This window comes from Frateuria hangzhouensis (assembly GCF_026410505.1).
Lineage (GTDB): Bacteria > Pseudomonadota > Gammaproteobacteria > Xanthomonadales > Rhodanobacteraceae > Frateuria_A > Frateuria_A hangzhouensis.
On the sequence record NZ_JAPMIU010000002.1, the window covers coordinates 204,329 to 222,960 of the forward strand.

General features: G+C 67.8%; 18 protein-coding genes and 1 pseudogene. 13 read left to right on the forward strand and 6 right to left on the reverse strand.

What is annotated here, in order from left to right; translation table 11 throughout:
• Positions 1-31 precede the first annotated feature (31 nt).
• The gene (locus OSC30_RS02745; RefSeq protein WP_267170296.1) at positions 32-1,225 is read left to right on the forward strand and encodes a DesA family fatty acid desaturase; all 1,194 of its coding nucleotides are present in this window, start codon (positions 32-34) and stop codon (positions 1,223-1,225) included.
• Between the two features lie 100 nt (positions 1,226-1,325).
• Here OSC30_RS02745 and OSC30_RS02750 read toward each other — a convergent pair whose 3' ends face one another.
• The 4 genes and pseudogenes from OSC30_RS02750 to rpmB all read right to left on the reverse strand — a co-directional run bounded on the left by OSC30_RS02750 (position 1,326) and on the right by rpmB (position 3,395).
• Positions 1,326-1,841: a DUF3016 domain-containing protein gene (locus tag OSC30_RS02750; protein WP_267170297.1), complete on the reverse strand. Its 516-nt coding sequence runs from the start codon at positions 1,839-1,841 to the stop codon at positions 1,326-1,328.
• A gap of 107 nt (positions 1,842-1,948) precedes the next feature.
• Positions 1,949-2,916, reverse strand: a pseudogene (locus tag OSC30_RS16915) (DCC1-like thiol-disulfide oxidoreductase family protein).
• A gap of 64 nt (positions 2,917-2,980) precedes the next feature.
• Positions 2,981-3,148 (reverse strand): 50S ribosomal protein L33, encoded by a 168-nt coding sequence (gene rpmG, locus OSC30_RS02765; RefSeq protein ID WP_267170299.1) that lies wholly within the window; start codon positions 3,146-3,148, stop codon positions 2,981-2,983.
• Between the two features lie 10 nt (positions 3,149-3,158).
• A complete protein-coding gene (gene rpmB / locus OSC30_RS02770; protein ID WP_209619039.1) occupies positions 3,159-3,395 on the reverse strand; it encodes a 50S ribosomal protein L28 in 237 nt (78 codons plus the stop codon).
• 299 nt (positions 3,396-3,694) lie between these two features.
• Here rpmB and secB point away from each other — a divergent pair, with 299 nt between their 5' ends.
• From secB to OSC30_RS02795, 5 genes are all read left to right on the forward strand, one after another.
• Entirely contained in the window at positions 3,695-4,195 is a 501-nt protein-coding gene (secB, locus tag OSC30_RS02775) for a protein-export chaperone SecB (protein WP_267170300.1), read from the forward strand.
• An 11-nt stretch (positions 4,196-4,206) separates the two neighbouring features.
• The gene (locus OSC30_RS02780; RefSeq protein WP_267170301.1) at positions 4,207-5,226 is read left to right on the forward strand and encodes an NAD(P)H-dependent glycerol-3-phosphate dehydrogenase; all 1,020 of its coding nucleotides are present in this window, start codon (positions 4,207-4,209) and stop codon (positions 5,224-5,226) included.
• A gap of 174 nt (positions 5,227-5,400) precedes the next feature.
• A complete protein-coding gene (locus tag OSC30_RS02785) occupies positions 5,401-8,424 on the forward strand; it encodes a DEAD/DEAH box helicase (RefSeq protein WP_267170302.1) in 3,024 nt (1,007 codons plus the stop codon).
• Between the two features lie 134 nt (positions 8,425-8,558).
• Positions 8,559-9,515, forward strand: a complete 957-nt coding sequence (locus OSC30_RS02790) for an RHS repeat-associated core domain-containing protein (RefSeq protein WP_267170303.1) — start codon at positions 8,559-8,561, stop codon at positions 9,513-9,515.
• A 10-nt stretch (positions 9,516-9,525) separates the two neighbouring features.
• Entirely contained in the window at positions 9,526-9,945 is a 420-nt protein-coding gene (locus OSC30_RS02795; RefSeq protein WP_267170304.1) for a hypothetical protein, read from the forward strand.
• Positions 9,946-9,974: 29 nt separating this feature from the next.
• Here the strand turns inward: OSC30_RS02795 and OSC30_RS02800 are convergent, their stop codons facing one another.
• Entirely contained in the window at positions 9,975-10,658 is a 684-nt protein-coding gene (locus OSC30_RS02800) for an HAD family hydrolase (protein ID WP_267170305.1), read from the reverse strand.
• 52 nt (positions 10,659-10,710) lie between these two features.
• Positions 10,711-11,727 (reverse strand): glucokinase, encoded by a 1,017-nt coding sequence (gene glk / locus OSC30_RS02805; RefSeq protein WP_267170306.1) that lies wholly within the window; start codon positions 11,725-11,727, stop codon positions 10,711-10,713.
• A gap of 149 nt (positions 11,728-11,876) precedes the next feature.
• Between glk and OSC30_RS02810 the strand changes: the two genes are divergently transcribed.
• From OSC30_RS02810 to OSC30_RS02840, 7 genes are all read left to right on the forward strand, one after another.
• Positions 11,877-12,542, forward strand: coding sequence for an ABC transporter ATP-binding protein (locus OSC30_RS02810; protein WP_267170307.1), 666 nt, complete (start codon positions 11,877-11,879; stop codon positions 12,540-12,542).
• A complete protein-coding gene (locus OSC30_RS02815) occupies positions 12,526-13,443 on the forward strand; it encodes an HlyD family secretion protein (RefSeq protein ID WP_267170308.1) in 918 nt (305 codons plus the stop codon). Before OSC30_RS02810 ends, OSC30_RS02815 begins: the two co-directional genes overlap by 17 nt.
• A gap of 6 nt (positions 13,444-13,449) precedes the next feature.
• Entirely contained in the window at positions 13,450-14,412 is a 963-nt protein-coding gene (locus OSC30_RS02820) for an HlyD family secretion protein (protein WP_267170309.1), read from the forward strand.
• Positions 14,409-15,623: an efflux RND transporter periplasmic adaptor subunit gene (locus OSC30_RS02825; protein ID WP_267170310.1), complete on the forward strand. Its 1,215-nt coding sequence runs from the start codon at positions 14,409-14,411 to the stop codon at positions 15,621-15,623. The genes OSC30_RS02820 and OSC30_RS02825 overlap by 4 nt, the downstream gene beginning before the upstream one ends.
• Positions 15,620-16,852, forward strand: a complete 1,233-nt coding sequence (locus OSC30_RS02830; RefSeq protein ID WP_267170311.1) for an ABC transporter permease — start codon at positions 15,620-15,622, stop codon at positions 16,850-16,852. Before OSC30_RS02825 ends, OSC30_RS02830 begins: the two co-directional genes overlap by 4 nt.
• Before the next feature lie 244 nt (positions 16,853-17,096).
• On the forward strand, positions 17,097-18,089 hold the full coding sequence (hemB, locus tag OSC30_RS02835; RefSeq protein ID WP_267170312.1) for a porphobilinogen synthase: 993 nt from the start codon (positions 17,097-17,099) through the stop codon (positions 18,087-18,089).
• A 94-nt stretch (positions 18,090-18,183) separates the two neighbouring features.
• Positions 18,184-18,609, forward strand: coding sequence for a TIGR03067 domain-containing protein (locus OSC30_RS02840; RefSeq protein WP_267170313.1), 426 nt, complete (start codon positions 18,184-18,186; stop codon positions 18,607-18,609).
• Positions 18,610-18,632: the final 23 nt, after the last annotated feature.

Here is an 18,632-nt window from a genome sequence, read left to right on the forward strand (position 1 = left end):
ACTGCCTTTCAACTTCCCTGGTGTTTTCCTGATGCTCGATGCCGTGCTGACGTTCCTTTCCAACGGCGTGACCCACGCCGGTTGGGTCGCCATGCTGGTCTACATGCTGGTGGTGACCCAGCTCACCATCTTCACGGTGACCATTTACTACCACCGCTGCCAGACGCACCGGGGCGTGGACCTGCACCCCATCGTGCAGCATTTCTTCCGTTTCTGGGGCTGGCTGACCACCGGCATGGTCACCCGCGAATGGGTGGCGGTGCACCGCAAGCACCACGCCAAGGTGGAAACCGCGGAAGATCCGCACAGCCCGCAGATCTACGGCATCAAGAAGGTGTTCTGGGACGGCGTGTCGCTGTACCGCGACGCTTCCGAGGTGAAGGACGACCTGGAGAAGTACGGCCGCGGCTGCCCGGACGACCTGATCGAGCGCAAGCTATACACCGGCCACCCGTACTGGGGTCCGGCGCTGATGCTGATCATCAACCTCGCCCTGTTCGGCGTCATCGGTGCCGCGCTGTGGGCCGTGCAGATGATCTGGATCCCGTTCTGGGCCGCCGGCTTCGTCAACGGCATCGGCCACTGGTGGGGTTACCGCAATTTCGAGAGCGCCGACACCGCCACCAACCTGATCCCCTGGGGTTTCTGGATCGGCGGCGAAGAGCTGCACAACAATCACCACGCCTTCCCCAGCTCGGCCAAGTTCGCCCTGCGCAAGTGGGAGTTCGACATCGGCTGGGCGATCATCTGCGGCCTGCGCGCGGTGGGCCTGGCCAAGGTGCTGCGCGTGGCGCCGACGCTGGACATCCGCCCGAATGTGAACCTGCCCGACGCCGAGACGCTCAAGGCGGTGCTGACCCATCGTTTCCAGGCGATGACCGACTACTACCGGGGCGTGATCGTGCCGACCCTGCGCGACGAGGCCACCCACGCCGGCGACAATCTCAAGTCGATGCCGCGCCGCCTGCGCCGCGCGCTGGCCGACGGCGGTCGCTGGCTGGACCATGACGGCAGCGCCAAGCTGCAGGCCATGCTGGCCAAGCGCCCGACCCTGCGCACCGTCTGCGATTTCCGCGCCCGCCTTGCGGCGCTGATGGAACAGCGCGGCGCCGACCAGGCACTGAAGGGCCTGCAACAGTGGATCGCCGAGGCCGAGCAGAGCGGCATCCGTTCGCTGCAGGAGTTCGCGGGGCGATTGAAGGGATACCGCGTCGCCAACGCCTGAGCGTTCCGGCCGCAGTAACGAAAAAGCCCGCCTCACGGCGGGCTTTTTTTGTTTCGACATCCAGGCCCGCGGCGTTGCCCTTGGGTCCGGAGCTTGTCCGTCAGAGCTTGTCCACACCTCGGGCCAGCCAGCGATCGATCACGCGCTTCTCGTAATGCAACGGATCGGTGTTGGACAGGCCACCGGGACTGGCGTGCATGAAGCCCAGGTCGGTGAGCTTGCGCTCGCCTTCGCGGATCAGCCGGCCCTGGGCGTCCAGCAGGCGGAAATGCAGCGTGATGCGCGGCGGATAGATGTCCTTGACCACGCGCACCGATTGCAGCGCTCCCATCGAGGGCAGGTAGGAACCGGCCCGGTCGAGGTCGGTGACCACGATGTCCAGACGTTGGCCCGGCCGCAACGCCTTGGCGGCGTGCTTCTCGATGTAATGCTTGAGCGTCTCCAGGTATGCGAAGTCGGCACGCGAGGGCGCGAACGCCCTGACCTCCCTCGTTTCGGTGAAATTCTCCGGATGGTCGTAGCGAACGTTCACCGAACCGGCGCTGGCCGCGAAGGCCACCGCGGCGACCAGGGCGAGCGCCAGGCCGGCGGCCGGGCGGATAGGCAACATGGACATGGCGATTCTCCGGACAGATGCGGTGCCAACGGGGATCCCTTGTGCAAACGCATGGCCGCGCGACGCGTGGACAGCGCACCGCAACGCCCGCCATCGGTCCCCACGCCCTAGTCGAGAAAGCGCCAGGCCTGTGCCGGTTCGGGCAGGCGGCAGCTTGTGCGCCGGCCGAACAGCCGGTAGCGGTGGCGCGCCAGTCAGCGATAGGCCGGATCACGGCAGGCTCGCGGCACCGCCCGCAGCAGTGCGGCTGCCATCGGGCAGCGTCCGCCGAGCGCGCGCAGCACGATGACGATGGCGTCGGTATCGGTATGCCCGCGGCCGTCCTGCACCAGCAGGAACGACGACGGGTCGTCGGCCGACAGGCCATGGGCCTGGAGCAGCGCGCGCCCCCGCGCGCCCCCGCGCGCCCTGCATGGCGGCCAGTCGGAAGTGGCCGGCGTGATCGTGGCGCAGCACGAAATCGACCCAGCGGCTGCACAGCAGGCAGACTCCGTCGAAGACGATCACCGGCGTCGGTTCACTCATCGACCACCTCCAACCAGCCGCGGTAGGCCACCAGCCGCCCCAGCAGCGGCAGCCGCGTGTCGATCCGGAAGGCGTAGCGCCCGCCCTGCGCGCCGCTGCGCGAGAGCACCGAACCCAACCATGCCCGCGGCAGTGGCAGGCCCAGCAGGCGCCCGCCGCACAATCGCCAGTCGATCGCGTCGCCAGCGCGGCATAACTCGAACCGCAGAGTCACCGGCCCGAGCCGTTCATGCAGCCGCAGGCGGTCCGGACTGGCTGCCAGGCGCGAACGCATGCATCCGCTGGCGAAGCGGCGTGTCCAGATCTCATGGCCCGCGTGGCGTTCGATCGTCACTTCCAGGGCCTGCCCGGCGCCCGGTTCCGGCAGGCCCAGCCACCGGCGCAGGACACGCGCGGGAAGATGGCCGGCGCCCTCGACCCGGACGCTACCCCGCGCCCGCACCCACGCCTCCTCGCCATGCATGCGCCGCACCGGCGCGGCCAGCGCGTGCCAATGCTGGCCGAGCAGGGCCGGGAACAGGGCGGGGGACGGGACCATGGCGCGGATCATAAGCGACCGTCGCGCACCTCCGGGAAAAAGAAAACCCGCCACCAGGGCGGGTTTTCTCGGCAGGTCACTTGATCTTGCCTTCCTTGTAGATCACGTGCTTGCGGATCACCGGATCGTACTTCTTGAACTCGAACTTTTCCGGCGTGTTCTTCTTGTTCTTCTGCGTGGTGTAGAAGTGGCCGGTGCCGGCCGAGGAGATCAGGCGGATCTTGTCTTGGGTTTTGTTAGCCATGGTTCAATCCTCAGACCTTCTCGCCGCGGGCACGCAGCTGGGCGATCACGGCCTCGATGCCATTCTTGTCGATGGTGCGCAGCGCGGCGTTGGAGACGCGCAGCTTCACCCAACGGTTTTCGCTGGCGACCCAGAAACGGCGCTCGTGCAGGTTCGGCAACCAGCGGCGACGGGTCTTGTTGTTGGCGTGCGAGACGTTGTTGCCGGTCTGCACACCCTTTCCGGTGACTTGACATACACGGGCCATGAGGGCCTCCGTAATCGGTATCTGACCGCCCGTTGGCCAGGGCGGCATCGGCCCAGCGGCGCCTTGGGCGCCACGCGATGCTGGAGGGTGTTGCGCTTCGAACGGGGCCGGCGGATGTTCCGCATCGCGTCGCGGAAGGCCCGGGAAACCGGGGCGGCTATCGTCGAGCCGCGTATTCTCCCGGAAAAACAGGCTTCTGCGCAAGTCGGCAGGACCGGCAAACCGTGGCAGGGCGGCCGGATGTATGGAACAATCGTCCCCTTTGCTCCGCCGCACTCACGAATTCGAGGGACTCCACGATGGCAGAAGTCACGCCCGCCAACGACCAGGCCGCCGGCCAGGCCATGCCGCAGCTGGTGCTGCAGAAGATCTACGTCAAGGACGTGTCCTTCGAGGCGCCCAATGCGCCGCAGATCTTCCAGGAGATCGGCGAGAACGACCTCCAGCCGCAGGTGCAGCTGAACCTCGGCCAGCGCGCCACCGACCTGGGCAACGACCTGTATGAAGTGGTGCTGAGCCTGACCCTCACGTGCACCATCGGCGAGCGCACCGCCTACCTGGCCGAAGTGCACCAGGCTGGCGTGTTCGGCATCGCCGGCTTCAACGAGCAGGACCACGCCGGCATCATCGGCAGCTACTGCCCGAACCTGCTGTTCCCGTATGCCCGCCAGGTGATTTCCTCGCTGGTGCTCGAGGGTGGCTTCCCGCCGTTCCTGCTGCAGCCGATCAACTTCGATGCGTTGTTCGCGGAACAGCAGCGCCGCGGGCCCAGCGGCGAGGCGCCGACGCTCAACAGCTGACGCCCAGAACCATGCCGGACCAACCGATCCTCGCGGTGCTCGGCGCCGGTTCCTGGGGCACCGCGCTCGCCGCCCTGGCCGCGCGCAACGGTGTCGCCACGCGCCTGTGGGGCCGCGACCGCGAAGCGCTGGCGGCGATGGCGGCCAGCCGCCGCAACCAGCGCTACCTGCCTGACCTGGAGCTGCCGGCCGGGCTCGGCTACGAGCCTGCGCTGGCCGCCGCCGTGCGCGATGCCGACATCGTGCTGGTGGTGGTGCCCAGCCACGCCTTCGCCACGATGCTGGACGAGCTCGCGCCGCTGCTCGGGCCCGATACCGCGGTCGCCTGGGCGACTAAGGGGTTCGAGCCGGGCACCGGCCGCTTCCTGCACGAACTGGTGGCGCAGAAGCTGCCGGGACGGCCCGCGGCAGTGGTCACGGGGCCTTCGTTCGCCCGCGAAGTCGCCGCCGGACTGCCCAGCGCGGTCACTGTGCATTCGGACGACGAGGCCTTTGCCAAGGCGCTCGCCGCGCTGTTGCATGCGCCCAATTTCCGCGCCTATTCGGGCAACGACGTGCTCGGGGCCGAACTCGGCGGCGCCATGAAGAATGTGCTGGCGGTGGCCACCGGCGTGGCCGATGGCATGCAGCTGGGCCTGAACGCCCGCGCTGGCCTGATCACCCGCGGCATGAACGAGATGCTGCGGCTCGGGCTGGCGCTCGGCGCCCGCCCGGAAACGCTGATGGGCCTGTCCGGCCTGGGCGACCTGGTGCTGACCTGCACCGGCGACCTGTCGCGCAACCGCCGGCTCGGGCTGGCTCTCGGCCAGGGCATCGCGCTGGACGAGGCAGTGCGCCAGATCGGCCAGGTGGTCGAGAGCGTGGTCACCGCCGACGAAGTGGCCCGCCTGGCCGAACAGCATGGCCTGGACCTGCCCATCGCCAACGGCGTGCGTGCCGTGCTGCATGGCGAAGTCACTCCGGTAGAGGGCGTGCGCCTGCTGATGAGCCGCGAGCAGAAGCCCGAGTACCCGCAAGGTCTGTTCGGCTGACCCAGCGCAGCGTGTCGTAGGGTGGGCTTCAGCCCACCAGGCATTCTCGCGGGAACAGTGGTGGGCTGAAGCCCACCTACGCCAGCCCCCGCACAAACTTGCGCCCTCGACGCGCACGCCACCGATCCCCTTGCTAAGCTCGTGGTTTTGGCCGGCAAGGCAGATCGCACGCGCATGCAGCAACCGGACGAAAAGCAGCCTGCGGACCGTGCCTCCTCCCCGGAGGACATGGCCGGGGGCGGCTTGCCGCCGGCCTGGCGTCGATTGTTCAAGCCACCGGCCGCGGCCCCGGTGGAAGCCCAGGTCCTGGGATTCTTCCTCGAGGTGATGCCCGAGGAGGGCGCGCTCTACGCCCATCTGGATATCGCCCCGGTCCTGCTCGGCACGACCGAGCACGGCCGCTACGTGCGCCCGGTGCCGCTGGACAGCCGCCATCTGGCGCATGCCCCGTTGGAGCCGCACGAGCGGCATCTGGCGGCCAGCGTGCTCGGCCTGCCGCAGAGCGTACGCAAGGGGCGCAGCTACGTGCGCCTGGCCGGCCACCTCGGCGACGCGCTGCTGGCGCAGGTGCTCGATACCGCGCCGTGTTTCCTGGGCGGCCTGGCCGGGCTGCGCCTGTCGCGCGGCAAGGCCCATCCGCTCGTCTGGCAGTGGCAGCTCGAACAGGACGGCAGCCAGCGGCTGCTGCCCAAGCTCGGCCACAACCAGCGACTGCTGCGGCTGGACGACCTGTGGTACCTGGATGCCGAGCGCGCGGTAGTCGGCCTGCTCGAGGCCGAGCCGCGCGAAACGCACTGGCTGGACCTGCCGCCGCTGCGCCACGAATCGGGTCGCTCGCTGCTCAAGGTGCTGAAGAACAGCCCATTGGGCCAGCGCTTGCCCGCGCCCCAGATATTCGACGAACTGCGCCGCGCGGAACTGGCGCCCAAGCCGGTGCTGACCCTGCACGCGCTCACCCGCCACGCACGCCTGGCCGCCGGTACGCCGCCGCTGGCCTACGCACGGCTGGCCTTCGACTACGCCGGCGAACGCCTGCCCGGCCGCGGCGGCGAGCCGCTGGTGCGCCGCGTGTGCAACGGCCACCTGGTCGAGATCGCCCGTCGTCGTGCCGAGGAGCTCTCGGCGATGGAGCAGCTCGAGCGCGCCGGACTCACCCCGGGCGTCGATACCGAAGGCCTGCCCTGGGACCTGGCCGATACCCTGCCCGAGGACGCCTGGTTGTTCCCCGGCAAGGGCTACGCCGGCGCCCTCGAAGTGAATACGCCAGCGCGCTGGCTGGCGCTGCGCGCCAAGCTCGAGGCCGAAGGCTTCATGCTCGAGTACGCACCGAGTTTCCCGTTCGAGGTGCTCGAAGGCCCGGTGCGCTGGTATGGCAACGCCACCGAGGACGCCGACGACCATGCCTTCGACCTGGAGATCGGCATCGAGGTCGAAGGCAAGCGCCACAACCTGTTGCCCGCGGTGGCGCAGGCGCTGGCCGAGCACCAGTTGAATCTCAGCCCGGCGCCGAACGAACCCGAAGACGCGGTGTGGTACGCGCCGGTCGACGAACGCCGGCGCGTGCCGGTGCGCCTGAAGGAACTGCGCGGGCTGCTCGCGCCGCTGGCCGAATACCTGGAACGCCCGAAGAAGAAGCTGCACCTGCCGCGTGTGCAGGCTGGCCGCCTGGAAGAACTGGTCGAGGCGCTGCCCAGCGGTGGCGAATTGCGCGCACCCGAAGGCCTGCGCGGCTTCACCGCGCGCCTGCGTGACGCCGCCGAGCGCGCCAGCGACGTAGTACCCGAAGGCATCACCGTCGAACTGCGTCCGTACCAGCGCGAAGGCCTGCGCTGGCTGAATGCGCTGGCCGAAGCCGGCGTCGGCGGCGTGCTCGCCGACGACATGGGCCTGGGCAAAACGCTGCAACTGATCACCCATCTGCTCGCGCTTAAAGCACGCGGCGCGCTCACCCAGCCCGCGCTGGTGGTGGTGCCGACCAGCCTGATCCCGAATTGGCAGGCCGAGGTCGCGCGCTTCGCGCCCGACCTGACCGTGCTCGCGCTGCACGGTCCGCAGCGCAGCGGCGACTTCTCCCAGCTCGGCGCGCAGGACATCGTGCTGACCAGCTACGCGCTGCTGCCGCGCGACGTGGCTACGCTACGGAAGCAACCCTTCGCACTGATCGTGCTGGACGAGGCGCAGCAGGTGAAAAACCCGCGCACGCAGGCGCGCCGCGCCGTGCTCAGCCTGCGCGCGCCGCGTTGCGTCTGCCTGACCGGCACGCCGCTGGAAAACCACCTGGGCGAACTGTGGTCGCAGGTGGACCTGGCCGTGCCCGGCCTGCTGGGCGACGAAGGCGCCTTTCGGCGCCACTATCGCGTACCGATCGAGAAGCAGCGCGACGAGGATTGCCAGGCGCGCCTCAACCATCGCCTGGCGCCGTTCATCCTGCGCCGGACCAAGGCGCAGGTCGCCGCCGAACTGCCGCCGAAGACCGAGATCACCCGCCGCGTGGTGTTGGACGGCCGCCAGCGCGAGCTGTACGAAAGCCTGCGCCTGACCCTGGCCGACGAACTGCGCGAAGTGATTGCCCAACGCGGCATCCAGCATTCGGGCATCGTCGTGCTCGACGCGCTGCTCAAGCTGCGCCAGGTCTGCTGCGACCCGCGCCTGGTCAAGCTCGAAGCCGCGCGCGGCGTGCGCGAATCGGCCAAGTTCGAGCTGCTGATGGACATGCTGCCGGCGCTGCTCGCCGAAGGCCGCAGGGTGCTGCTGTTCTCGCAGTTCACCGAAATGCTCAAGCTGATTGCCGCCGAGCTCGACCGCAAGCGCATCCGCTACGTCATGCTCACCGGCGAAACGCGCGACCGCGCCGAACCGGTGCAGCGCTTCCAGGACGGCGACGTGCCGCTGTTCCTGCTCTCGCTCAAGGCCGGCGGCGTGGGCCTGAACCTCACCGCCGCCGACACCGTGATCCACTACGACCCATGGTGGAACCCCGCCGCCGAAGCGCAGGCCTCCGATCGCGCCCACCGCATCGGCCAGGACAAGCCGGTATTTGTGTTCCGCCTGATCACCGCCGACACGGTCGAGGAGCGCATCGAAGAGCTGAAGGCGCGCAAGGCCGAACTGGCCGAAGCGGTGCTCGAGGGCGGCGGCGCGCGCGAGAAGCTCAGCTTCGACCAGGACGACCTGGACGCATTGCTGGCGCCGGGATAACTGCCCCTACTCGGCCGGGATGTCGCCATAAGGATGATGCGAAAGGCTTGAGGGAGTAGTCTCCCTTTTGGGTGGCTGTTCATTTGTGCTGACGAAGATTAGCCCTTGGCGCTCGCAAAGACGGGAGGAACCTTATGGACGGGTCGAAATACATAACTTTGCGTGGTAACTGGTTAGGTATCGTTGCCAGCATCCTTATATTGCTGGTTCTGGCTTGCCAGCACTCAGCGTGGGCGGCCGAAACAACGACCTACGTGTTGACGGACATGCAGGGCACCGTGCTCGCGAAGGAAGATGCGCACGGCCAGATCATCGCCAGATACGACTATCGGCCCTACGGCAAGCAGCAGACCGGCCCGACGACGGCGGGGCCGGGCTACACAGGGCACGTGAGCGATCCGGACACGGGGCTCATTTACATGCAGGCGCGGTACTACGATCCTATAGGCCGCATGCTCAGTGTGGACCCTGTCGGGCCGACGCCAGGAGATGTTTTTAGCTTCAATCGATATGCCTATGCCAAAAACAATCCGTACAGATATACCGATCCTGATGGCCGAAATGCTACCGCATTTGTCGGTGGGCTCTTTGTCGAAACCGGGCACTTCATAACCGGCCAAGGATTTAATGGATCTAACCTCGCCGGTGCTCTGAAAGACGGGTACAACGGCGAAGGCGGCGGTGTCTTGCACGCGGCTATACAAGATGCTGGGACGCTCTCGGCGGCTCTCGGAGTTGCCGGTGCAATAAAAGGTGGTGCCGCTCTGGCCACTCGCTTTGTTGCAAACAGAGCCATCGAAGAGGGAGCGGAACTAGCAGGGGGTGCTTCGAAATCGCTCAAAGAGCAGGCTGCAGACCTTATTTCTAAGAACGGTGGAAGAAATCGGGTTGCTATTGAGACTCCTGCGCAGAAAATAGAAATAGACTTGGCGGGTAAGAGTCACGGTGGGATAGAAACTCCACATGTGAAAGTTTCCCAGAGAAATCTAAATGCTCCGAACCAGCCTGCATATAATACTAAGTCTGCGCAAGTTAGATCTGCTACGCAAGAAGATATAGATATGGCAAAAAATCATTTGGATAGAGATTGACGGCATGTTGATGAACTTTCTGATTGAGGGAAGCGTTGGAATCAGGTTTGAAGGTAAGCACTTCGATCTCCACAGTTTTTTTTCGATAGACAAGTTTATTGTTAATCCCGGCGAGGGTGCCGTTATCCTAGAATTTGTGCCGATAGGAGATTTCAAAAATGAGTCGCATAATGTAAAAATATTGGGCCTTCAGTTCAGCATGATAAGTTATCTTGAATTTAGCCCATCGTTCTGCGCAAATGCCTCAGATTCATTAGAGGAATTTGGCTTCAAGGCACCCTGGGACAGGGATGACAATTGGTTAAAGACTTTCGAGCAGTCTAACGCTGGCGACCACCTATTTATCCGGCTTTCAAGTCTCGAGTTTTTTCGCATTCAATGTGCGGAAATATGCGTGTTCTTAAACCGGGATAGACATAAGTTGGGCTGACGAGTCAGTACACCTGAACGGCACTGAGGTTAATCGCGCGCGGAGACCTCGTCGATGTGACGTAGCAGATCGGCAGGATCTTCGTACACGCGGAAGGCGCCGGCGCGTTCGAGTTCCTCCTGGCCGTAACCGCCGGAAAGCAGCCCAACCCCGAGCGCATGGCAGCGCTGCGCCGCGAGCATGTCCCAGATGCTGTCGCCCAGCACCAGCGCGTGCCGGATGTCCGCGCCCAGGCGGTCGGCGGCCGCGACGAACAGATCCGGATCAGGCTTGGCGTGGCGCACGTCGTCGCGCGTGATCACCGGCACCTTCGCCGGATCGACGCCGAGCGCTTCCAGGTTGTGCGCCGCCGTCTGCATGCGGCCGCTGGTGGCGATCGCCCAGGGCAGGCCCGCTTCCGTCAGCCAGCCGAGCAGCTCGCGCGCACCGGGCAGCGGCCGTACGCCGCCGGCCTCGGCGCGACGACCATAGGCCTCGGCGTGCCACCGGCGCAGCCGCGCCACGCGTTCTTCAGTGATCTCGATGCCGGTCTCGCGCAGCAGGATGCGCGTGAACAACCCGCCGCTCATGCCGATCTTGCGATGAATGCGCCACACCGCCAGCTCGATGCCTTCGCGGTCGAGCGCTTCCTTCCACGCCAGTACGTGCTGGTAGACGCTGTCGACCAGCGTGCCGTCGAGGTCGAACAGGAACGCGGTGCGCGGGCGTGTCATCGGTGTCCTCCTTTGAATCGGGAGGATGGCCGCTGCCCTGCCTACGTGGTGTCTATGGGCGGGGCAGCAGCGGCCGGCCGGCTTCCATCACGGCCAGCGCCGCGGCGCCGAGCAGGCCTGGTTCCGGATGCAGCACGGCGACGGTCGGCACCTGGGCCATGGTGTCGCTGAAGCGGCCCTTGGCCTCGAAGCGCTGGCGGAAGCCGCCGCGCTGCAGCCACGGCAGCAGGACCGGCAGCAGCCCGCCGGTGAGGTAGACGCCGTCCCAGCCGCCCAGGGTCAGCACCAGATCGCCGGCGACCGAGCCGAAGATCCCGGCCAGCGTCTCCACCGTGCGTACGCACAGCGGATCGGTACCGGCGCCGGCGTGGGCAGTGATGTCCTCGGGGGTGTATTCCTGCGCGCGCTCGCCGGCGATGTCGGCCAGCGCCTGGTAGAGATTGACCAGGCCGTTGCCGCAGATCAGCCGCTCGTTGGACACCCGTCCGAAGCGCTGGTTGAGCCGGTGAAGGATCTCGATGTCTTCGGCGCTGTGCGCGGCGAAGCCGGCGTGGCCGCCCTCGCTCTCCAGCACGCTGCAGTGGCCGTCGCGGCGCAGCAGGCCGCCGACGCCCAGGCCGGTGCCGGGGCCCATCACCACGAAGGTCTGGTGGTCGCAGCGGTCCAGCCGCGGCAGCGGCGGGTGGCCGACCGCCTCCAGGTGCTCGGGTTGCAGCAGCGGGACGGCCATGCTCTGCGCGGCGAAGTCGTTGACCAGCCGCACCGATTCCAGCCCGAGGTCCGCCTGCAGCGCATGCGCTGCGACCGCCCAGGGATTGTTGGTGATCTGCACCGTCTCGCCATCGGCGATGCGTCCGGCCGCGGCGATGATCGCGCGCGGCGCGGCCAGACCGGTGTCGGTGAAGTACTGCCGGATGGTGTCGGCCAGCGTGGCGAAGTCGCGCACGCGGTAGCGGCGCACGCTGTCGGCCAGCAAAGGCCGGGGCTGGTCGACGTCGGCCAGCGCGAAACGCACGTTGGTGCCGCCGAGGTCGGCCAGCAGGGTAGGGGATCGGGTGTGGAAGCTCATGCGGTCGGTGGGCAGTGGACGCAGCGTCGCGGGCGCGGCGGCAATCAAGGCAAGGTATCGGAAACCGGCGGGGCTGGCTACTTGCGGGTACCGGTAGCGATTGCGACACTCGAGGACGTGTGATGCAAGGGGAATCATGCATGGTCTGCATGGAAGCAGTGACCCGGCACTACCGCGTCGGCGGACAAACCATCGCCGCGCTGGACGGGGTGAGCTTCAAGGTGCCGCACGGGCAATTCATGGCCATCGTCGGGCCGTCCGGATCGGGCAAGTCGACCCTGCTCAACATGCTCGGCTGCCTGGATCGGCCCGACAGCGGCCGCTATTTGCTCGAGGACGTGGACGTGTCCACCTTCGACGACGAGCGCGCCAGCGATTTCCGCAACCGGCGCATCGGCTTCGTGTTCCAGTCGTTCCACTTGCTGCCGCGGTTGTCGGTGCTGGAGAACGCCATGTTGCCGGCGCGATTCCTGCGCGGACCGGACGAGGGCCTGGGCCAGCGCGCCCGCGAACTGCTCGAGCGCATGGGGCTGCATCGCCATCTGGAACATCGCCCCGGACAGCTTTCCGGCGGCCAGATGCAGCGCGTGGCGATCGCCCGCGCGCTGTTGATGAAGCCGGCGCTGCTGCTGGCCGACGAGCCCACCGGCAACCTCGATTCGAAAAGCGCGGCCGACGTGCTGGCGCTGCTGGACGAAGTGCACGGCCAGGGCCAGACCGTGGTGATGGTGACCCACGACGCCGAGGTCGCCGCACGCGCGCAGCGCCAGGTCGGCATCCGCGACGGGAGGATCGAATTTGATTCGGCGGCGTGAGTGCGCGGCACTGCTCGTGCTGCTGGCCTGCGGCGGCGCGCAGGCCACCGTGTTCGGCGGCGAGGTGCAGATGGCCGATGCGCAGGCGATCTACACCCCGCCTTCGATGAGTTCGCCGGTGGTGTTGCGCTACTACGTGCCCGACGGCACGCACGTGGACAAGGGCGATGTGCTGTTGCGCATCGACGCCGGCCCGGCCGAGGCGCAGCTGCGCAAGCTCGAGGCGCAACTGGAGCAGACCGCGGCGAAGAACGCCAAGGAGATCGCCGAGCTGGAACTCAAGCAGTCCGACGCCGAGCTCGCGCTGGCCGATGCCCGGGCCGAGCGCGACACCGCGGCGCTGGATGCCGCGGTCCCGAAAAACCTGATTTCCGGGCTCAACTACGACCGCTACCAGAGCGAGATCAAACGCACCGAGCGCGCGCTCGTGGTCAATCACAAGGCCGCCGGCCAGGCGGCCGCAGCGGTGGCGCGCCGGCGCCATGACAGCGAACTGGAGCTCGAGAAGCAGCGCCTGTCGCTGGGTTTCTACCAGGACCAGGTGGTGCAGTCGGAGGTGCGCGCCACGCGCGCCGGCACCGTCATCCACGGCTTCGACAGCTTCCTCGGCGGCGGTGGCCGCGTCGAGGAAGGTTCCTCGTCCTATCCGGGCAACCAGGTCGGCGAGGTGGTCGGCCAGGGCGGCGACTATACGGTGAAGGCCTGGGTGCTGGAGCCCGATCGCGCCGGCCTGAAGGTGGGCCAGGCGGTCTGGCTGGCCATCGATGCCTTGCCCGGCAGCCGCGCACGCGGCCGTATCCAGGCCATTGCCGGTGCGCCCACCGCCCGCAAGGCCTGGGGCGACGGGCGCTATTTCGAGGTGGCCATCGCGTTCGACAAGGGGCCGCGGCTGGCGCTGTGACCGGGCATGAGCGTGCGCGTCGATACCGCGGCGCAGGCGCCCGTGGCCGCTGCGGCACCGACCGATGCGCCTTTTCACATCACCGGCGAACTGTTCGCGCAACGCAGCCTGGCGATCTCGCCGCCGGCAGTCGATGGCCTGTGGCAACTCACCGTGACGCAGATGGCCGCCGATGGTGCCAAGGTGAAAAAGGGGGGCGTGCTGGTGGTGTTCGATGGCAGCGAGGTAAGCAAGAACCTTACGGCCAAGCGCAGCGAACTGGCCGAGAAGCAGCGCCGGCAGGAACAGCTGAAGCTCGACCTCGCCGACCGCGCCCGCGAGGCCGAGCTGGCAACTGCGCAGGCCCGCGCCGAGGCCGACAAGGCCAGCCGCAAGGCCAGCGTGCCGAAGGATTACGTCGCCGGCATCGAGTACCGCAAGCTGGTGGTCGCGCGCGACAAGGCCGAGCGGAAGCTGCGCCTGACCGTCGAGCGCGAGCGCATCGCCGCGGTCGCACGCGCCGCCGAACAGCGCCTGGCCGATGCCGAGGTGGAGCAATTGAGTGGCGAGGTGGCCGAGCTCCAGGCCTCGGTCGCGGCGCTCACCGTGACCTCGCCGCGCGACGGCATTCTGCTGCACCAGACCAAATGGAACGGGGACAAGATCGACGATGGCTCGCAGGTGTTCCGCGGGCAGTCGGTCGGCGAGGTGCCGGACCTGTCCAGCCTGGCCGTGCGCGCAGCCCTGCCGGAGCGCAAGCTCGGGCGGGTGCGCATCGGCCAGGTCGTGCAGGTGCGGATCGCCGGCGGTGGCCGGCGGCAGCTGGCCGGCACCGTGGTCTCGATCGGCAACAACGTGCACAGCAAGTCGCGGGTCGAACCGATCCCGGTCGTCGACGTGCTGATCCGGCTCGAGGGCGCGCAGCACGCGAAGCTCAAGCCGGGGCAATCGGTGCAGGTGGCGATTCCGTCGGCGGGGGAGGGCGCTTGATCAGGCATCGTGCGTACGGGCTGTGGCCCCTGTTGCTGGCATTGGCCGCCTGCGGTAGCCCGCCGCAAGCCGACTACACCGTGCTCGAACAGGCCCGCGCCGGCCCGCTGGAATTCAGCGTGCAGGCCGAGGGCGAGCTGCGCGCGGTCAATGCCACGCCGCTGCTGGTGCCCGGCCAGCAATGGACGCCGCGCCAGTTGAACTGGATGCTTCCCGACGGCAGCCACGTGTCCAGGGGCGAACTGGTGGCGCGCTTCTCCGCCACGCAGAGCAAGCAGGACCTGGCGCAGGCGCGCATCGATCTGCAACGCAACCTGCTTGCCCACGCCGGCAAGCAGAACGAACTGGCCGGCAAGCGCGGGCAACTGGACGTGGATCTGATTCAGGTCGACGGCCAGCTCGCCATCGCCCAGCGCTACGCCCATGCCACGCTGGCCGCGATCGCACGCAACGATATTCTCGATGCCGTGCAGGATGCGGCCTACCTGGGCGTGCGCCGGCAGATACTGGAGTGGCGCGAGCAGCAGTCCAGCGCTCGCGGCAAGGCCGAACTGGCCGTCCTCGATGCCCAGCACGATACGTTCGCCACGGTGGCCCGGCAGAAGCAGGCCGACCTCGATGCACTGGAACTCCGCGCGCCGCACGACGGCGTGCTGGTGCTGCAGCGCAACTGGTCCGACGAACTGCCGCACGTGGGCAGCAGCCTGTGGGCCGGTTTCACGTTCGCCAATTTGCCGGACCTGGATGCGCTGGAGGTGCAATTGGCGGTGCCGCAGATCGAATCGCAGGGGATTGCCGTGGGCGAGGCGGTGGCATTGCATCCCTGGGGGCGCCCGGACGAACGGGTGACCGCCAGGCTCAGCTGGATCGCCGCGGCCGCACAGCCGCGCGATCGCGAAAGCCCGGTCAAATACCTGCTGATGAAGGCGGCGCGCGTGCCGGGCGACGCCGCGCGCCGCTACGGCTGGACACCGGGCCAGCGCTTCGTCGGCACGATCCTGCTGCTGAAGGCCGCGCGAGGCATGAGCGTGCCCAACCTGGCGCTGGGCGGCGAAGGCGACGCGGCCTCGGTACGCGTGTTGAGCGGCGGCCGTGAGGTGGTGCGCAAGCTCAGCCTCGGCGTGCGCGGGGCGACCCGCACGCAGGTGCTCGAGGGCCTGCATGAAGGCGATCGGATCCTGCTGGCGGGTGGCAAGGGAGCAGGTGCATGAAGACCGGTCCATGGCGCGAGGCGATCGAGGAACTCTCGCGGCGCAAGCTGCGCACCCTGCTCACGCTGCTGGGCATGATCTTCGGCGTGGGCGCGATCGTGGCCATGCAGGGCGTGGGTGCCGGCAGCCGGCGCGAGGCGCTCAAGCTGGTCGAAAGTCTGGGCCTGCACAATCTTATCGTCGAGGCACGCAGCGCCGACGGCGATGCGCTCAAGGAGGCGCGTGCGCGCAGCCTGGGCCTGACCGACGCCGACGCCCGCGCCGCGCTCTCGGTGGTGCCCACCGCCGAGCGCTACGCGGCGGAGAAGCGCATCAAGGCCTGGGGCATCTTCAGCGACAGCGGCGGCAGCCAGGCGCAGGTCAGCGGCATCAGCCCCGACTATTTCGCGCTGGCTTCGCTGCGCGTGGCGCAGGGTCGCGCGCTCAGCGCCGCCGACGATGCGAGCCTGGCCGCCGTGGCCGTGCTCGGCGCCAGGGCCTCGCAGGAGTTGTTCCCCGACGGCAAGCCGCTGGGTCGCCTGTTCAAGGTCAACCATGTCTGGCTGCGCGTGGTCGGCGTGCTGGCCGATCGCGACCTGGACAAGGATCATTTCGAGGGCGTGGCGCTGGGCGCCGACAGCCACCGCATCTTCCTGCCCCTGGGCAGCGCCCGCGCCCGCTTCCGCTTCGAACCGATGGAGGACGAGATCGACCGCTTCCTGCTGCGCGTGGCCGAGCCGGACCGCCTGGGCGACGGTGCCCGCGTACTGGGGCAGGTGCTCGAGCAGCGCCACGCCGGGGTGGACGACTACCAGTTGGTGGTGCCGCAGCAACTGTACCGGCAGAACCAGCAGACCCAGCGCATCTTCTCCATCGTGATGGGCTCGATCGCCGGGGTGAGCCTGCTGGTGGGCGGCATTGGCATCATGAACATCATGCTGGCCAGCGTGCTGGAGCGGCGCCGCGAAATCGGCCTGTTGCGCGCGATCGGCGCGCGGCGGCACGACATCGTGGTGCGCTTCCTGCGCGAGGCGGTGGTGATCTGCACCGCCGGCGCGCTGATCGGGCTGCTGTTCGGCGCGGCCCTGGCGTATGCCATCGCCCTGTTCGCCGGCTGGCAGGTAGCGTGGGAACCGATCGGCATCCTCGCCTCGGTGATCGCGTGCCTGGCGATCGGCCTGGTGTTCAGCTTCTACCCCGCACGGCAGGCGGCGGCGCTGGACCCGATCGCGGCGATCCGCGACGCCTGAGGCGGGCGGCCCTTCGACTTCGCTGCGCTACGCTCAGGGCGAACGGCTGATGATTCGCTGCGCCATGTCCGGCGAACGGCCGCCAAAACGGGACACCGTCGGGAAAATTCCGTTCCTGCTGAGCGTAGGCGCGCCGCGCCGAAGTCGAAGCACCTGCCTCAGCCTCCAGGCCAGACCGCCCGCCGACGGAACGGGTTTTCCGGCGGCGTACAATGGGCGCTTTCGCACCATCGCTGGAATTCCCATGAACTTCCCCGCCGTCCGTATGCGCCGCATGCGCCGCGATGCCTTCTCCCGCGCGCTTATGCGCGAGCACACCCTGCTGCCGAGCGACCTGATCATGGTCGCCTTCGTGATCGAGGGCGAGGGCCAGCGCGAGGCCGTGCCATCGATGCCCGGCGTGGCGCGGCTGTCCATCGACGAACTGTTGAAACTGGCCGGCGAGTGCGTGCAGCTGGGCATCCCGGCGCTGGCGCTGTTTCCCTCGCCCGGTCCGCAGGTCAAGAGCGAGGACGCCGCCGAGGCATGGAACCGCGACAACCTCATGCACCGCGCCACCCGCGCGCTGAAGGCGAAGTACCCGGAACTGGGCCTGATCGGCGACGTAGCGCTGGACCCCTACACCACCCACGGCCAGGACGGCCTGATCGACGCCGACGGCTACGTGATGAACGAGCCCACGGTCGAGGCGCTGGTGAAGATGTCGCTGGCGCAGGCCGAGGCCGGCATGGATTTCATCGCCCCCTCGGACATGATGGACGGGCGCATCGGCACCATCCGCGAGGCGCTGGAAGCGGCCGGCCATATCCACACGCGTATCCTGGCCTATTCGGCCAAGTACGCCTCCGGCTTCTACGGCCCGTTCCGCGACGCGGTCGGCTCGGCGGCCAACCTGGGCAAGGGCAACAAGCACACCTACCAGATGGACGTGGGCAACTCGGACGAGGCGCTGCGCGAAGTGGAACTGGACCTGGCCGAGGGCGCCGACGCGGTGATGGTCAAGCCCGGCATGCCTTACCTCGACGTACTGCGCCGGGTGAAGGATGCCTTCGGCGCGCCGACTTTCGTCTATCAGGTCTCCGGCGAGTACGCGATGCTCAAGGCTGCCGCGCAGAACGGCTGGCTGGACGAAAAGGCGGTCGTGCTCGAGTCGCTCACCGCGTTCAAGCGCGCCGGCGCCGACGCGATCCTGACCTACTACGCCATCGACGCGGCCCGCTGGCTGCGCGGCGGATAAGTTGCAGGCGCGCACCTGCGCGCGACCGCAACACGGCCACCCGGGCCTCAGGCCGACCGCGCACAGACGCACTCCCACAAGGAAGGAAACAGCCATGGATACCACCGGCTCCAACGCCCGCGACCTGGACGCCCTGCAAGGCACCTGGGAACAGATCGCCTTCGAGGAAAACGGCATCGTCGACGCACCGGACAGTTCCGGCGCGCCTGGCGCGCTGACCACGATCCGGGGCGACCGGTTCGCGGTGCATACGCGCGCTGGCGAACTGCTGCTGAAGGGCCGCTTCCTGCTCGATGCCGCCACCATGCCGCGCTCGATCACCTGGATCGACGCGATCGGCCCGGACGCCGGCAGGCAGCTACCCGCCAGCTATCGCCTCGACGGCGACCGGTTCGTCTTCATCGCCGCCGATGAGGGCATGCCGCGGCCGGTCGAGTTTCGCACCGTGCCCGGCCTGACCATGCGGGCTTTCGTCCGCTGGCACGGGCGAAACCGGGCCACCGACACCGCCGGTCGCTGATCAAGCGTCCACGCCGCGGCCGA

What these genes read in the sequence shown, in the direction of transcription:
- OSC30_RS02745 (WP_267170296.1), top strand. Translation starts at nt 32, where the DNA reads ATGCTCGATGCCGTGCTGACGTTCCTTTCCAACGGCGTGACCCACGCC.
- OSC30_RS02750 (WP_267170297.1), bottom strand. Translation starts at nt 1,841, where the DNA reads ATGTCCATGTTGCCTATCCGCCCGGCCGCCGGCCTGGCGCTCGCCCTG.
- rpmG (WP_267170299.1), bottom strand. Translation starts at nt 3,148, where the DNA reads ATGGCTAACAAAACCCAAGACAAGATCCGCCTGATCTCCTCGGCCGGC.
- rpmB (WP_209619039.1), bottom strand. Translation starts at nt 3,395, where the DNA reads ATGGCCCGTGTATGTCAAGTCACCGGAAAGGGTGTGCAGACCGGCAAC.
- secB (WP_267170300.1), top strand. Translation starts at nt 3,695, where the DNA reads ATGGCAGAAGTCACGCCCGCCAACGACCAGGCCGCCGGCCAGGCCATG.
- OSC30_RS02780 (WP_267170301.1), top strand. Translation starts at nt 4,207, where the DNA reads ATGCCGGACCAACCGATCCTCGCGGTGCTCGGCGCCGGTTCCTGGGGC.
- OSC30_RS02785 (WP_267170302.1), top strand. Translation starts at nt 5,401, where the DNA reads ATGCAGCAACCGGACGAAAAGCAGCCTGCGGACCGTGCCTCCTCCCCG.
- OSC30_RS02790 (WP_267170303.1), top strand. Translation starts at nt 8,559, where the DNA reads ATGGACGGGTCGAAATACATAACTTTGCGTGGTAACTGGTTAGGTATC.
- OSC30_RS02795 (WP_267170304.1), top strand. Translation starts at nt 9,526, where the DNA reads ATGAACTTTCTGATTGAGGGAAGCGTTGGAATCAGGTTTGAAGGTAAG.
- OSC30_RS02800 (WP_267170305.1), bottom strand. Translation starts at nt 10,658, where the DNA reads ATGACACGCCCGCGCACCGCGTTCCTGTTCGACCTCGACGGCACGCTG.
- glk (WP_267170306.1), bottom strand. Translation starts at nt 11,727, where the DNA reads ATGAGCTTCCACACCCGATCCCCTACCCTGCTGGCCGACCTCGGCGGC.
- OSC30_RS02810 (WP_267170307.1), top strand. Translation starts at nt 11,877, where the DNA reads ATGGAAGCAGTGACCCGGCACTACCGCGTCGGCGGACAAACCATCGCC.
- OSC30_RS02820 (WP_267170309.1), top strand. Translation starts at nt 13,450, where the DNA reads ATGAGCGTGCGCGTCGATACCGCGGCGCAGGCGCCCGTGGCCGCTGCG.
- OSC30_RS02830 (WP_267170311.1), top strand. Translation starts at nt 15,620, where the DNA reads ATGAAGACCGGTCCATGGCGCGAGGCGATCGAGGAACTCTCGCGGCGC.
- hemB (WP_267170312.1), top strand. Translation starts at nt 17,097, where the DNA reads ATGAACTTCCCCGCCGTCCGTATGCGCCGCATGCGCCGCGATGCCTTC.
- OSC30_RS02840 (WP_267170313.1), top strand. Translation starts at nt 18,184, where the DNA reads ATGGATACCACCGGCTCCAACGCCCGCGACCTGGACGCCCTGCAAGGC.